12 protein-coding genes and 1 tRNA gene are annotated in these 14571 nt (G+C 75.2%); 3 read left to right on the top strand and 10 right to left on the bottom strand.

The genetic code is table 11. The annotated features are described in order from the left end of the window. Positions 1–53: 53 nt before the first annotated feature. The 3 genes from ACI794_RS04945 (at position 54) to ACI794_RS04955 (ending at position 2891) form a co-directional block, all read left to right on the top strand. Entirely contained in the window at positions 54–1433 is a 1380-nt protein-coding gene (locus tag ACI794_RS04945) for an MBL fold metallo-hydrolase (RefSeq protein WP_456615780.1), read from the top strand. Positions 1434–1542: 109 nt separating this feature from the next. Continuing rightward, on the top strand, positions 1543–2118 hold the full coding sequence (locus ACI794_RS04950) for a rhodanese-like domain-containing protein (protein ID WP_456615781.1): 576 nt from the start codon (positions 1543–1545) through the stop codon (positions 2116–2118). Next, positions 2115–2891: a sulfite exporter TauE/SafE family protein gene (locus ACI794_RS04955; RefSeq protein WP_456615782.1), complete on the top strand. Its 777-nt coding sequence runs from the start codon at positions 2115–2117 to the stop codon at positions 2889–2891. Before ACI794_RS04950 ends, ACI794_RS04955 begins: the two co-directional genes overlap by 4 nt. A gap of 68 nt (positions 2892–2959) precedes the next feature. Here ACI794_RS04955 and ACI794_RS04960 read toward each other — a convergent pair. The 10 genes from ACI794_RS04960 to mfd all read right to left on the bottom strand — a co-directional run bounded on the left by ACI794_RS04960 (position 2960) and on the right by mfd (position 14502). After that, a tRNA-Leu gene (locus tag ACI794_RS04960) sits at positions 2960–3033 on the bottom strand. Between the two features lie 236 nt (positions 3034–3269). Beyond that, on the bottom strand, positions 3270–4034 hold the full coding sequence (locus tag ACI794_RS04965; protein ID WP_456600974.1) for a uracil-DNA glycosylase: 765 nt from the start codon (positions 4032–4034) through the stop codon (positions 3270–3272). A 62-nt stretch (positions 4035–4096) separates the two neighbouring features. Further along, the gene (locus tag ACI794_RS04970; protein ID WP_456600975.1) at positions 4097–5044 is read right to left on the bottom strand and encodes a Ppx/GppA phosphatase family protein; all 948 of its coding nucleotides are present in this window, start codon (positions 5042–5044) and stop codon (positions 4097–4099) included. Next, entirely contained in the window at positions 5041–5601 is a 561-nt protein-coding gene (locus ACI794_RS04975; RefSeq protein ID WP_456600976.1) for a DUF501 domain-containing protein, read from the bottom strand. The genes ACI794_RS04970 and ACI794_RS04975 overlap by 4 nt, the downstream gene beginning before the upstream one ends. Position 5602: 1 nt before the next feature. Then, a complete protein-coding gene (locus ACI794_RS04980; RefSeq protein WP_456615783.1) occupies positions 5603–6193 on the bottom strand; it encodes a septum formation initiator family protein in 591 nt (196 codons plus the stop codon). 10 nt (positions 6194–6203) lie between these two features. Beyond that, positions 6204–7481, bottom strand: coding sequence for a phosphopyruvate hydratase (gene eno, locus ACI794_RS04985; protein ID WP_456600978.1), 1278 nt, complete (start codon positions 7479–7481; stop codon positions 6204–6206). 63 nt (positions 7482–7544) lie between these two features. Next, the gene (locus tag ACI794_RS04990) at positions 7545–8831 is read right to left on the bottom strand and encodes a mechanosensitive ion channel family protein (protein WP_456579383.1); all 1287 of its coding nucleotides are present in this window, start codon (positions 8829–8831) and stop codon (positions 7545–7547) included. Positions 8832–8957: 126 nt separating this feature from the next. Further along, positions 8958–9890, bottom strand: a complete 933-nt coding sequence (locus tag ACI794_RS04995; protein ID WP_456600979.1) for a MazG family protein — start codon at positions 9888–9890, stop codon at positions 8958–8960. 31 nt (positions 9891–9921) lie between these two features. Then, complete coding sequence (locus ACI794_RS05000; protein WP_456601167.1) at positions 9922–10890, bottom strand: peptidylprolyl isomerase; 969 nt, start codon at positions 10888–10890, stop codon at positions 9922–9924. 57 nt (positions 10891–10947) lie between these two features. Then, the gene (gene mfd / locus ACI794_RS05005) at positions 10948–14502 is read right to left on the bottom strand and encodes a transcription-repair coupling factor (RefSeq protein WP_456600980.1); all 3555 of its coding nucleotides are present in this window, start codon (positions 14500–14502) and stop codon (positions 10948–10950) included. Positions 14503–14571 lie beyond the last annotated feature (69 nt).

Consider the following 14571-nt stretch of genomic DNA (forward strand, 5'->3'; position numbering starts at 1 on the left):
GCCTCATTTCGGCCGCGCATACCCCTACCCCGTAATGTATAAGGAGATCTTCCGTGCAGATCGACATCATCGAGACCACCGGCCTCGGCGACCGCAGCTACCTGGTCAGCGCCGACGGCGTCGGCGTGGTCATCGATCCGCAGCGCGACATCGACCGGGTGCTCGCCCTGGCCGAGAAGCGGAACGTCGACATCGCTCTCGTGGCCGAGAGTCATCTCCACAACGACTACCTGAGTGGCGGGCTGGAGCTGGCGCGCACAGTCGGGGCCGACTACGCCGTCCCGGCCGGGGACACCGTCGCCTTCGAACGGACGGCGGTCGCAGACGGTGACGTGCTCACCGCCGGCCCCATGCGGCTGCGGGTCATGCACACCCCCGGACACACCCACCACCACGTCAGCTACGTGCTCGCCGACGCCGACGGCGCGGTGCAGGCGGTGTTCACCGGCGGCTCGATGCTCTACGGCGCAACCGGCCGCACTGACCTGGTCGGCCCCGAGCACACCGACGAGCTGACCCACGCCCAGTACCACTCGGTCCGCCGCCTGGTCGACGAGCTGCCCGCCGGCACCCCGGTGTTCCCCAGCCACGGCTTCGGCAGCTTCTGCGCGGCCACCCCGACCAGCGGGGACTCCTCCACCGTCGGCGAGCAGGCACAGGTGAACCCGGCGCTCACCCAGGACGAGCAGACGTTCGTCGACCAGCTCGTCGCCGGCCTCACCGCCATCCCGGCCTGGTACGCCCACATGGGGCCGGGCAACGCCGCCGGACCGGCGCCGGTGGACCTGTCGATGCCGCGGCCGGTCGACCCCGCCGAGCTCGCCGACCGGCTGGCGACCGGCGAATGGGTGATCGACCTGCGCAGCCGCATCGCGTTCGCCGCCGGCCACCTGCCGGGGGCGCTGAACTTCGAGCTGGCGATCGCGAACTTCGTCACCTACGTCGGCTGGCTCATCCCGTGGGGTGCACCGATCACCGTTATCGGGGAGACCGCGGAGCAGGTCGCCGAAGCCCGCCGCGAGCTGGTCCGCATCGGCATCGACCGGCTCACGGGTGCTGCGATCGGCAGCCCCCAGGCGCTGGCCCACGGCCGAGAACTGGCCACTCACCCGGTCAGCGACTTCGCCGGCCTTGCCGCTGCGCAGGCCGAGGACCCGACGCTGGTCGTGCTCGACGCCCGCCGCGACGACGAGCGCGCCGGTGGCGGGGTCCGAGGCTCGCTGCACATCCCGATCCACGACCTGGCCGACCGGATGGACGAGGTCCCCGACGGCGAGGTGTGGGTCTACTGCGGCTCGGGCTACCGCGCCTCGATCGCCGCCTCGATACTCGCCCGCGCCGACCGCCGCCCGGTGCTGGTCGACGGTGGCTACGGCGATCCCGACACCGGCGCGGCCGCCGCCGGCCTGCATGCCCAGCCCGCCACCGTCTGATCGGCCCACCTCGCGCTCCGTCGGCCACCGGGAGACCCCGTCCCCGGTGGCCGACGGCTGCACCCTGCCCGCACCACCTCAGCCCCCGATCCAGAGGACACCGCACCCCGTGAACTCCGGCACGACCGACCTGATCACCCCCGCCGAGCTGACCGATCGGCTCGCCGCCGACACCGCGCCCACCCTGGTCGACGTCCGCACCCCGGCCGAGTACGAGACCGCGCACATCCCCGGCTCGATCAACATCCCCCTGCCGCTGGTGCAGGCCCACGCCGACCAGCTGGCCGACGACCTGGACGGGTCCGTCGTGCTCGTCTGCCACGCCGGCGGCCGCGCCCGCACCGCGCACGCCGCGCTGACAGCGGCCGGCGCACATCAGCTGGCCGTCCTCGACGGCGGCATCGCCGCGCACACCGCCGCCGGGCAGCCGGTCCGCCACGGCCGCCCCCGCTGGGGTCTGGAACGCCAGGTACGCCTGGTGGCCGGCGGCCTGGTCGCGACCAGCATCCTGGCCAGCCTCCGCTTACCGAAGGCACGGTTCCTCGCCGGCGGCGTCGGCGCCGGCCTGACCGCCGCCGCACTCACCGACACGTGCGCCATGGGTGCGGCGCTGGCGAAGCTGCCGTACAACCGCGCCGGGCGCCCGGTCACCCTCGACGACGCGCGGGAAGCGCTGCGTCCGTGATCGTCGCCGTCGTCGCCGGGCTGGTCGTCGGCGCACTCGTCGGTCTGCTCGGCGGCGGCGGCTCCATCCTGGCCGTCCCCGCCCTCGTCTACGCCGCCGGCCAGGACCTCCCCCAGGCAGTCGCCACGTCCCTGCTGGTCGTCGGCAGCACCTCGCTGGTCGCACTACTGCCCCGCCTACGCGCCGGCCAGATCGCCTGGCGGATCGCGCTGCTGTTCGGCACGGCCGGCGCGGCCACCGCCTTCGCCGGCGCCGCGGTCAACCGGCTGCTGCCCGCCGACGTCGTCCTCGGCCTGTTCGCCGCCCTCATGATCGGCGCCGGCATGCGGATGCTGGCCGAGAAGCCGGCAACCGGCGCGGCCTGCGCCGTCGACGGCGGCCGGGTCAACTGGCGGCGCTGCCTGCCGCGCACCCTGGCCGGCGGGCTGGTCGTCGGGTTCCTCACCGGCCTGCTCGGCGTCGGCGGCGGATTCCTGATCATCCCCGTGCTGGTCATCGTGCTCGGCCTGCCCATGACCACCGCGATCGGCACGTCGCTGGTCATCATCGCGGCCAACTCCGCCGCCGGTTTCGCTGCGCACGCCGGAGAGGCGCCCCTCGACGTGCCGGTCACCGTCACGTTCACCGCCGCGGCCGTCGTCACCGCACTGACCGCCGGCCGGCTCGGCAGCCGCCTCGACACCGTCCGGCTGCGCCGCTGGTTCGCCTACCTGGTGTTCGCCGTCGCCCTCGGCATCCTCGTGCAGATAGGGGCGACTCTCGCCGCGGCCTGAGGCACCGGCCGCTCACCTGCCGCACCCGGACCCGCTGTACGCGGCCCGGGCCGCGTAAGCCGGCCTCGTGCCCCCGGTCGGGTTCGAACCGACACTGGGACCCTTTTAAGGGGCCTGCCTCTGCCAGTTGGGCTACGGGGGCGCGGAAGGCACGGTAGCGGGCCGGGCCCGCTCCGGTCGGGTGCCCGTACGGCGGTCCGCACCCTGGTGCGCCCGGCGCTGGGGCCGCGCGTGCCGGCGGGCGCGCAGCGGCGCCGGCTGGACGCCGTCAGCGCGACGACGCCACCGGCCGGCACGTGGAGGTCCGCCGGCCAGCTGGGTGACCGGCCCGCCGAGGTGCCGGTGCCGACGACGCCGTCGACCGGTGAGGTGCCCCGATCAGCTCGCGGCGAGCTCGGTCGCCCGGGTGAGGACGGCGTCCAGCATCGGCTCGGTCAGCTTGCCGGTGAAGGTGTTCTGCTGGCTGACGTGGTAGCTGCCCAGCAGGGTCAGCGGGCCGCGGGAGCCGGCCAGCGCGACCTCGACGCCGTGCCCGAACGCCGGCCTCGGGCGGGGCAGCACGTACCCCGCGGCGGCGAGCACCGGCCACAGCGCGGTCCAGCCGAAGCCGCCCAGCACCACGACCACCCGCAGCCGGGGCAGCAGCTCCAGCTCGCGGGCCAGCCACGGCGAGCAGGTGTCCCGCTCCTCGGGCGTGGGCGCATTCGCCGGTGGGGCGCAGCGCACCGCGGCGGCCACCCGCACGTCGGTGAGCTCGAGCCCGTCGCCGATGTGCGTCGACGTCGGTTGGTTCGCCAGCCCGGCGCGCCAGAGCGCGGCGAAGATCCAGTCGCCGCTGCGGTCGCCGGTGAAGACCCGGCCGGTGCGGTTGCCCCCGTGGGCGGCCGGGGCGAGCCCGACGACGGCGATCCGCGCGTCGGCCGGGCCCAGCCCCGGCACCGGCCGGCCCCAGTACTCCTCGTCGCGGAAGGAGGCGCGCTTGACCCGGGCCACCTCCTCCCGCCACGCCACCAGCCGCGGGCAGGCGTAGCAACCGGAGATGCGGTCGTCGAGGACGGGCAGCTCGCGGGCGGCCCGCGCGCTGCGCACCACGCCCGCCGGCGTCCGCGTGACGGGGAACCCGCCGTCGTCCCGCGAGGTCATGGAACGGCCCCGGTGCGGGGGCCCGCGACGAGCGTGCGAGTCGTGGGGGGCACCGGGGTCCTTCAACGGGCGAGGCGCAGGGCGATGCCGTCGAGGATGTCGTGCTCGCTGACGGTGACCTCGGGCAGCCCGAACTCGTCCATGAGCACGCGCAGGATGAGCGCCCCGGCGCCGATGACGTCGACCCGGCCCGGGTGCATGACCGGCTCGGCGGCACGACGCGCCCGCGTCGCGGCCAGCAGGTCCGCCGAGACCTGCCGGACGTCGGCCACCGGGATGCGCGACCCGTGGATCGCCGTCGAGTCGTAGGCGGGCAGCCCCATCGCGAGCGCGGCCACGGTGGTGACCGACCCGGCCAGCCCGACCAGGCTCGCCGCCTTCTCCACCGGCACCTCGGCGGTGGCGGAGACGAGCGCGGCGCGGATGTCGCGCTCGGTCCGTGCGACCTGCTCCGCGGTGGGCGGGTCCTCGTGCAGGTGCCGCTCGGTGAGCCGCACGCAGCCGATGTCGACCGAGCGGGCGGCGAGCACGCCGTCGTCGTCGCCGAGCACGAACTCGGTGGAGCCACCGCCGATGTCGACGACGAGCCAGGGGGCGGGCGCCGGGTCCAGCCCGTGGGCGGCGGCCGCCGCCGCGATCGACCCGGTCGCCCCGAGGAAGGACAGCTCCGCCTCCTCCCGGCCGGTCACGACGTCGGGCGTCCGGCCGAGGGTGGCCCGCACCATGCCCTCGAAGTCGGCGCGGTTGGCGGCGTCCCGGGTGGCGCTGGTGGCGACCATCCGGACGTCGGTGGCGCCCAGGTCGCGGGCCTGCGCGGCGTACTCGGCCAGCACCACGCGGGTGCGCTCGATCGCCTCCGGGGCGAGCCGGCCGGTGGCGTCGACCCCCTGGCCGAGCCGCACGACCTCCATCCGCCGCAGCAGGTCGGTGTGGCCGCCCTGCACCGGGACGTCGGCGACGAGCAGGCGGATGGAGTTGGTGCCGCAGTCGATGGCGGCCACCCGCGTCATGCGTCGTCCTCGGGCCGGGCGCACGGCCCCTTGGCCCACCACTCCCCCATCTCGGCGACCGCGCGGTCCCCGATCGGGTTGACGCCCGGCCCGGCGGCCAGCGCGTGGCCGGCCAGCGCGTGCAGGCACTTCACGCGGTCGGGCATGCCGCCGGCGGTCGCGCGCGTGGGCAGCACGTCCTCGGCGTCGCGCGTGGCGAGGTAGGCCTCGTGCGCGGCGCGGTACCCGGCGGCGAGCTCCGGGTCGGTGGCGAGCTCGTCCTGCCACTCCCGCATGCGCCCGGTGGACTCCAGCCGGCTCGCGGCGGCCGAGGCGCGCGGGCAGGTCAGGTAGTACAGCGTCGGGAACGGGGTGCCGTCCTCCAGCCGCGGCGAGGTCTCGACGACGTCCGGCTGGCCGCAGGGGCACCGGTGCGCGACGCCGACCAGCGCCCGGGGCGGGCGGCCGAGCTGCCGGCCGACGACCTCCCGGTCCTCCTCGCTGACCGGGCTGGAACGGCCGCGCCGCAGGGGCCCGGGCGGAGCGTGCGAGGGCTGGGGGCTAGCGGGGTCGTTCATCTCACTCCGCCGTCCCGTCGTCGTCCTGCGTGCCGTCGCCGCCGTCGGCGTCGGCCAGCGAGCGCATCAGCCCCTCGTACCAGGGCAGCTGCCCCGGCTCCGCGGCGGCCGCCGCCAGCGTGCCGGCATCGCCCTCCACGGCCTCGCCGTCGACGACCAGCACCAGCCGGTCACCCGGAAGCACGTAGGACAGCCGCTCGCGCGCCTGCCGCTGGGCGTAGACCGGGTCGGCCTGCAGCTCGAGCTGCCCCTGCAGCGCGGTGACCCGCTCGTCGAGCTGCCGGCCCTCCGCGGCCAGCCGGGTGAGCTCGGCCTGACCGGCCAGGTACTGCCGGATCGGCCCGGCGAGGGTGAGGGCCAGCAGCAGCACCAGCCCGACGAGCACCACCGCACGGCCGGTGAACAGGGGGCGCCGCCGGGCCGCCGCGGCCGGCCGTCGCTCCGGACGGCGGTTGGGGCGCCGCTGCGCGGGCCGGCTGGACGCCCCCGACCGCAGCCCGGTGCGGACCGGCCGCGAGTGGTGCACGCGGGGCGCCCGGCCCGTCGCGCGCCGCCCCTCGCTCCCGCCCCGCCGGCCGCGGACGCTGCTCATCGCCCTCCGCTCAGCCGTTCAGCCGCGGGAAGGCCGACGCACCGGCATAGCGGGCGGCGTCGTCGAGCTCCTCCTCGATGCGGAGCAGCTGGTTGTACTTGGCCACGCGCTCGCTGCGGGCCGGGGCACCGGTCTTGATCTGCCCGCAGTCGGTGGCGACGGCGAGGTCGGCGATCGTGGTGTCCTCGGTCTCGCCCGAGCGGTGGCTCATCATGCAGCGGTAGCCGTTGCGGTGGGCCAGGTTGACCGCGTCGAGGGTCTCGGTGAGCGTGCCGATCTGGTTGACCTTGACCAGCAGGGCGTTGGCCGCGCCGCGGGCGATGCCGTCGGCCAGCCGCGTCGGGTTGGTGACGAAGAGGTCGTCGCCGACGATCTGCACGCGGTCGCCGAGGGCGGCGGTCATCGCGATCCAGCCGTCCCAGTCCTCCTCGTCGAGCGGGTCCTCGATGGAGACGATGGGGTAGGCGTCGACCAGGCCGCGGTAGTAGTCCACCAGGTACTCCGCCGAGCGGGTCTGGCCCTCGAAGTCGTAGCCGCCCTCGGTGTGGAACTCGGTGGCGGCGACGTCGAGCGCGAAGGCGATGTCGGTCCCGACGGTGTAGCCGGCCTTGTCGACGGCCTCGGCGATGAGATCCAGGGCGTCGCGGTTGCTCGGCAGGTCGGGCGCGAAGCCGCCCTCGTCGCCCAGGCCGGTGGAGAGGCCGCGGCCCTTCAGCACCGCCTTGAGCGCGTGGTAGGTCTCGGTGCCCATCGCCAGCCCCTCGGCGAAGGTGGCCGCCCCGATGGGGGCGATCATGAACTCCTGCACGTCGACGTTGCTGTCGGCGTGCGCGCCGCCGTTGAGGATGTTCATCATCGGCACCGGCAGCATGTGCGCCGAGGGCCCGCCGACGTAGCGGAACAGCGACAGGCCGGTGGAGTCGGCGGCGGCCCGCGCGACGGCGAGGCTCACGCCGAGGATCGCGTTGGCGCCCAGGCGCGACTTGTCCGGCGTGCCGTCGAGGTCGAGCAGGCGCTGGTCGACCAGCCGCTGCTCGGTGGCCTCGTAGCCGACGAGCTCGGGGCCGATGACGTCGAGGACTCCGTCGACGGCCTTGGTGACACCCTTCCCGCCGTAGCGGTCACCCCCGTCCCGCAGCTCGACCGCCTCGAAGGCGCCCGTGGAGGCGCCGCTGGGCACGGCGGCCCGGGCGATCGTCCCGTCGTCGAGGGCGACCTCGACCTCCACGGTGGGGTTTCCGCGCGAGTCGAGGATCTCCCGCGCGCCTACGGCATCGATGCTCGGCACGGGGAGCAGCCTAGCCAGGCGAACCGCCCGGTGTGGTGCTCCCCCGGCTTCGCCCCGCCCGGATCAGCGCGCCGGCGGTACCGGCCGCTGCTCCGCGGTGCCGCCGTCGGCGGCCGCCCGGTCGTGGCGGGCCCGCTCGGCCTGGTCCTCCTCGCTCGGCCCGCTGAACGCCTGCGAGCGCTTCCGGGCCTCCAGGCTGCCGGTGAACAGCCCCTCGTTGGTGGTCGGCCCCCGGTCGGCCGGCCTCGCCGGCCGCGGGGCGGTGCGGGGGTCGGGCGCCGGCCGCGGTCCGCGCCGCTCCGGCGCCTCGTACCCGGCGGCGCCCTCGTTGCGGACCCGCGGCAGGGCGTGCGGCGCCTCCCGCTGCAGCCAGCCGACGAGCCCCTCGCGGACGGCGCAGCGCAGGTCGAACAGCGTCCCCGCGTCCTGTGCGCTGACCAGTACCCGCACCCGCACCAGCGAGCCGACGGCGTCCGTCACCTGCAGGACCTTGACCCGCTGGTCCCAGTTCTCGTCGTCGGCGACCAGCCGGTCGAGCTCCTCGCGCATCCGGTCGAACGGCGTCGTCCAGTCCACGTCGAGCTCGACGGCGCCGAGGACGGCGGACTCCTTGCGGGTCCAGTTCTCGAACGGCGTGGTGGTGAAGTACGTCGAGGGCAGCACCAGGCGCCGGTCGTCCCAGATGTGCACGACGACGTAGGTCAGGGTGATCTCCTCGATCCGCCCCCACTCGTCCTCCACGACGACGACGTCGTCGACCCGGATCGCGTCGGTGAAGGCCAGCTGCAGGCCGGCGAAGACGTTGGCCAGCGAGGTCTGGGCGGCCAGGCCGGCGACGATGGATATGACGCCCGCGCTGGCCAGGATGCTGGCCCCGGCGGCGCGGGCGCCGGGGAAGGTCAGCAGCATCGCCGCGACGGTGAGCACGGCGACGAGGACGGCGGCCAGCCGGCGCAGCAGCGAGATCTGCGTACGCACCCGCCGGGCGTGCCGGTTGTCCGCGACGTCGACGTCGTACCGGGCCAGCCAGGCGTCGGCCGCGACGAAGACGGCGACCGCGACCAGCCAGCCGATGGTCGCGATCACCGCGAGCACCAGCACGTGGACGACGACCTCCGACCAGTCGCCCAGCTCGTTCGCCGCCTCCAGCACGACGGTCACCGCGCCCAGCACCAGCAGCGCACGCAGCGGGGTGCGGCCCCGGCGGGAGAGGTCGGCGGTCACCGGCGAGCCGCGGCCCACGCGCCGGACCACCACGCCGATGAGGACGCCGAGCAGCCAGGCCACCAGGGCGGCGCCGGCGAGGACCAGCAGGACCTGCCAGGTCTCCGACGGCAGCAGGCCGGACACGCCCTCGACGGCCTCGTCGGGGCCGACGGGGTCGGTCGCGGGGGCGGACAGCGTGGCGGGCAGCGGACCGGCTCCTCTCGAGGCAACGGCGCAGGTGCACCACGCTAGCCAGCCGGGGGCCCTCCGTCAGGCCGGCGTCCCCGCATCGGGTCGGTCCGCGGCGGCGGCGTCCAGCTCCCCGGCGTACCGGCGCACCGCCTCCCGCAGCGCGTCCTCCACGTCCCACCCCCGGGCCTCGGCGGCGGCGACGACGCCCAGCAGCCGCTCGCCGAGCGCCTCCGGGCTCGTGTCCGGCAGCTCGGCCGGCTCCGGCGTGGGCAGACCCACCCGCCCGGCCCGGCGCACGAGGGCCGCGCCCCACGAGGCGGCGGGCTGCGAGCGGGAGACGCCCTCGGTGGGCGAGCGGCGCTGCTTCTCCGCCTTCTTGATCTCCTCCCAGCCGGCCTCGACCTGCGCGACATCGCGCGGCCCGGCGTCCCCGAACACGTGCGGGTGCCGGCGCACCAGCTTGTCGACCAGGTCGCCGGCGACGTCGTCGACGTCGAAGCCGCGCCCGTCGTCCTCCTGCGCCACCCGGGCGTGGAAGACGACCTGGAGCAGCACGTCGCCGAGCTCCTCCCGCATGGCCGGGTAGTCGTCGTCGACGATCGCGTCGTAGGCCTCGTGCGCCTCCTCCAGCAGGTAGCCGCGCAGTGAGGCGTGGGTCTGCTCGGCGTCCCACGGGCACCCGCCGGGCGAGCGCAGCCGGTCCATGACGGCGACGACGTCCAGCAGCCGCGCGCCGGGCGGCGCCGGCGCCCCGGCCACCGCGGGGACCCCGGGGAGCGCGGTCGCCTCGTCCGGCGACGCCAGGCAGACGACGTCGTCCTCGCGGGCGCTCGCGGCCTCGGCGCCGGGCAGCTCCTCGACCGCGACGCCGGCGGCCCGCAGCATCGCGGTCCCCGCGGCAGCGCCGGGCAGCGCGACGACGGGCCGGGGGCCGGTCACCGCCGTCCAGCCGTCCGCGCCCAGCAGCGCGGGGAGACGGGGGTCGACGGTGACGACGAGGGCGACGGGCACCCGCCCAGTCTCCGGGTACCGGACGCCGGGGCTACTCGACGGGGGTCGTCCCGTCCTCGAGGATCTCGACGACCCCCGTGCCGCCCGGCAGCAGCCGCCCGTCCTCGTAGACCGCGTAGCGGGGGTTGACCGTGATGTCGAGGTCGGCCCGCACCTCCTCGAGGAGCGGTGCGGCCGCCGCCTCCACCTCCTCGCCGGCCGCCTGGACCAGCTGCGGCCGGAGCTCCTCGAACGACGGGTAGACCGTGCCGGCGCGGAAGGCGACGACGACCCCGCCGGCCTGGGGCACCGGCACCGCGACCGCCGTCCCCGGCGCCGCAGAGGCCAGTGGCTCGGCGAGCGGGGCGGGCAGCTCGCCCGGTGCCGAGCGGGTGAGTTCCGGCAGCGTGAACTGGCCGGGGAACCGGGCGGCCACCGCGGGATAGCTCGCCGGATCGGCCGCCAGCTCCGCGCCGACCGCGTCGGCCGTCGCCTGGTCGGGCACGGTGACGACGCCGTACTCGACCTGGCCCACCTGCTCCCGGACCTCCTCGTAGCGGGCGCGCAGCGCGGCCTCGTCCACGGGTTCCGCCGCACCCTCGCCGATGGCGATCTCCTGGCGCACCAGCTGCTGGCGCACGCTCTCGCGGACGTCGGCCGGGGAGATGCCCTGCGGGGCGAGCCGGGCGTAGACGGCCTCGGGGTCGCCGAACAGCTCCTCGATCCGGCGGGTCAGCTCGGCGTCCGTGATCTGCACGTCGAACCGCTGCGCCGCGGCGTCGTGCACCTCGCCCTCGAGGAGCAGGCCGAGCACCTGGACGGTGAAGTCGTCCTCCCGGCCCGCGACGGCGGCGGCGATCTCGGGGTCCTCCAGGCGGTCGTCGACCTGGGCCTGCAGCTCGTCGACGGTGATCTGCTCGTCGCCCACGTAGGCCGCGACGTCCGGCGCCGACCGGCACCCGGCCAGGGCGAGGACGGCCAGGAGCGCGGCGGTGCCGGCACGAACGGCGCGGTGCTGCATCACGCGGCGAGACTGCCACACCGCATGTGACCTGGACCGCAGGCCGCCCCGGCCCGGCTACGCGGCGACGGGCTGTTCGAGCACGGCCCGCAGGACCGAGTGCAGGTTCTCCAGCAGGGCGACGTCCCGCAGCGGGGTCCGGCGGTCGGGGCCGACCGGCACCTTGAGCGAGATCATCCGCACGGCCGCCTTGTACGAGGCGCCGTCGGCCAGCCGGGCCAGCCGCATCTGCTTGGACTCCGGCAGGTCGACCGGGCCCACCCGGACCGTGCGGCCCTGCAGCGAGACCTCGGTGATGCCCAGCGCCCGCATCGCGACCCGGAACCGGGCGACCGCGAGCAGGTTCAGGACGGGTGCCGGCGGGGCGCCGTACCGGTCGGTGAGCTCGTCGAGCACCGCCTGCGCCTGATCCTCGTCCTGGATGGCGGCGACCTTGCGGTAGGCCTCCATGCGCAGCCGCTCGCCCGGCACGTAGTCGTGCGGCAGGTGCGCGTCCACCGGCAGGTCCACCCGCACCTCCACCGGCTCGGCGGGCGCCTCCTCGCCGGTCACCTGCGCCCGGTAGTCGGCCACCGCCTCCCCGACCAGCCGCACGTACAGGTCGAAGCCGACGCCGGCGATGTGCCCGGACTGCTCGCCGCCGAGCAGGTTGCCCGAGCCGCGGATCTCCAGGTCCTTCATCGCCACCGCCATGCCGGCGCCGAGGTCGGTGTTGTTCGCGATCGTGGTGAGCCGGTCCACCGAGGTCTCGGTCAGCGTGCGGGTGGGGTCGTACGTGAAGTACGCGTAGGCCCGCTCCCGCCCACGCCCGACCCGGCCGCGGATCTGGTGCAGCTGGGAGAGCCCGAAGGTGTCGGCGCGGTCGACGATCAGCGTGTTGGCGTTCGGGATGTCCAGGCCCGACTCGACGATCGTCGTCGCCACCAGGACGTCGTACTCCTTCTCCCAGAAGCCGACCATGATCCGCTCGAGCTCGTGCTCCTTCATCTGGCCGTGCCCGACGGCGATGCGGGCCTCGGGCACCAGGTGGCGGATCTTCGCCGCGGCCTTGTCGATCGACTGCACCCGGTTGTGGATGACGAACACCTGGCCGTCGCGCAGCAGCTCGCGGCGGATCGCCGCGGCCATCTGCTTGTCGCTCCACGCACCCACGTAGGTCAGCACCGGGTGCCGCTCCTCGGGCGGGGTGAGGATCGTCGACATCTCGCGGATGCCGGTGAGGCTCATCTCCAGGGTGCGCGGGATCGGGGTGGCCGACATCGACAGGACGTCGACCGCCGTCCGCATCGTCTTCAGGTACTCCTTGTGCTCGACGCCGAAGCGCTGCTCCTCGTCGACGACGACCAGGCCGAGGTCCTTCCACCGCGTGGTCGGCTGCAGCAGCCGGTGGGTGCCCACCAGGATGTCGATCTCGCCGGCGGCGAGCTGCCGGAGGATCTCGGTGGTCTCGCGGTCGGACTGGAACCGGGAGAGCACCTTCACCGTCACCGGGAACTGCGCGACCCGCTCGGAGAAGGTCTTGAAGTGCTGGTTGGCCAGCAGCGTCGTCGGCACCAGGACGGCGACCTGCTTGCCGTCCTGGACCGCCTTGAACGCGGCCCGGATGGCGATCTCGGTCTTCCCGTAGCCGACGTCGCCGCAGATGATCCGGTCCATCGGCACGGTCTGCTGCATGTCGGCCTTGACCTCGTCGATCGCGGCCAGCTGGTCGGGCGTCTCCTGGAACGGGAAGGCGTCCTCCAGCTCGCGCTGCCAGACGGTGTCGGGGCCGAAGGCGTGGCCCTGGGTGGCCATGCGCGCCGAGTACAGGCGGATGAGCTCACCGGCGATCTGCTTGACCGCCTTGCGGGCCGAGCTCTTCGTCTTCTGCCAGTCGGCGCCGCCGAGCTTGGACAGCGCCGGGGCCTCCCCGCCGACGTACCGGGTGAGCTGGTCGAGGGCGTCGGTGGGCACGAACAGCCGGTCCGGCGGCTGGTTCCGCCGCGACGGCGCGTACTCGACGATCAGGTAGTCCCGCTGCCCGCCGTTGACGGTGCGGCTGATCATCTCGATGTAGCGGCCGACGCCGTGCTGCTCGTGCACCACCAGGTCGCCCGGCTGCAGCTGCACCAGGTCGACGGCGTTGCGCCGGCGGGCGGGCATCTTCACCGCGTCGCGCATCGTCGTGCCGCGCTGGCCGGTCAGGTCGTGCTCGGTGACCAGCGCCAGCCCGACGCCCGGGAAGGCGAACCCCGCCTCGAGGTTGCCCTGGGTGACGTGGGTGAGCCCGGCGTCGGGGGCGGTGGCGAGATCGGGCACCAACCGGACGCCGAGCTCGGCCTCGGTGAGCTGGTCGGCGGCGCGCTCGGCGGGGCCGGGGCCGGCGAAGGTGACGACCACCCGCCACCCGTCGCGGTGCCAGCCGCGCATGCGCTCGACGGCGGCGCCCTGGTCGCCGTGGAAGCGCTCGACGGGCGTCGCGTCGAGGGTGACCTGCCGCTCGTCGGCCGTGTCCTCGTCCCCCAGGCCACCCCCGAGCGCGAACACCCCGGTGGTCCACCAGGGCAGCCCGCGCGTGCGGGCGGCGGTCTCCACGTCGGCGAGGTCGCGGAAGGAGGACGCCCCCAGGTCGAGCGGGGCCTCCCCCGCCTCCGCGGCGGTCGCCCACGAGGCGGCGAGGAACTCGTCCGCGGTGCGCACCAGGTCGGCCGCGCGGCTGCGCACCCGCTCGGGGTCGCAGACGAGGACGTGGGTGCCCGCGGGCACCAGGTCGGTGAGCAGCTGCATGGCGGCGTCCCCGATGAGGGCCGGGGTCAGCGACTCCATGCCCTCGACGGCGATGCCCTCGGCCAGCTTGCCCAGGACCTCGATCAGGCCGGGGTGCTCGACGGCGAGTGCAGCGGCGCGGGCCCGCACCTCCCCGGTGAGCAGCAGCTCGCGGCACGGCGGCGCCCACAGCCGGTCCGGCCGCTCGTCCAGCGAGCGCTGGTCGGCGGCGGAGAAGTACCGCAGCTCGTCGACCTCGTCACCCCAGAACTCCACGCGCACCGGGTGCGGCTCGGTCGGCGGGAAGACGTCGAGCAGCCCGCCGCGGACGGCGAACTCGCCGCGCTTCTCGACCAGCTCGACGCGGCTGTAGGCGGCGTCGGAGAGCGCCTGGGCGATGTCGTCCAGCCCGGCGGAGTCACCGGGCTTCAGCTCGACGGGCACCAGGTCGCCGAGCCCCGGCGCCAGCGGCTGCAGCACGCTCCGCACCGGGGCGACCAGCACGTCGATCGTGCCGTTCTGACCGGGGTGGGTGAGGTCGCGCAGGATCGCGAGGCGCCGGCCGACGGTGTCCGCCCGCGGGCTGAGCCGCTCGTGTGGCAGCGTCTCCCAGGCGGGGAAGGTCTCGACCCGGCGGTCGGGCAGGAAGCAGCGGAGCAGATCGGCCGCCGCGTCGGCGTCGCGCTCCCCCGCCGTCACCAGGAGGACGGGTACCCCCGCGCCGCCACGCGCGGCGAGCGCAGCGGCCACCAGCGGCTGCACGGGCGGCGGTGCGGTGACCGCCAGCTCGGCGTTCCCGGCCGCGGCCACGACGCGGGCCATGCCCGGGTCGGCGAGGACGACGTCGAGCACGCCGCGCAAGGTCACGTCTGTTCTCCCGGGGGTCCTTCGATCACGGAGGTCGGCCGCGTGCAGCACAGCGGTCCGCCACCGACC

The sequence above is a fragment of the Blastococcus sp. SYSU DS0541 genome, from assembly GCF_054050875.1.

Excerpts from the sequence above, each read along its gene's own strand:
- ACI794_RS04965 (WP_456600974.1), bottom strand. The coding sequence starts at position 4,034 with ATGACCTCGCGGGACGACGGCGGGTTCCCCGTCACGCGGACGCCGGCG.
- ACI794_RS04970 (WP_456600975.1), bottom strand. The coding sequence starts at position 5,044 with ATGACGCGGGTGGCCGCCATCGACTGCGGCACCAACTCCATCCGCCTG.
- ACI794_RS04975 (WP_456600976.1), bottom strand. The coding sequence starts at position 5,601 with ATGAACGACCCCGCTAGCCCCCAGCCCTCGCACGCTCCGCCCGGGCCC.
- ACI794_RS04980 (WP_456615783.1), bottom strand. The coding sequence starts at position 6,193 with ATGAGCAGCGTCCGCGGCCGGCGGGGCGGGAGCGAGGGGCGGCGCGCG.
- ACI794_RS05000 (WP_456601167.1), bottom strand. The coding sequence starts at position 10,890 with ATGCAGCACCGCGCCGTTCGTGCCGGCACCGCCGCGCTCCTGGCCGTC.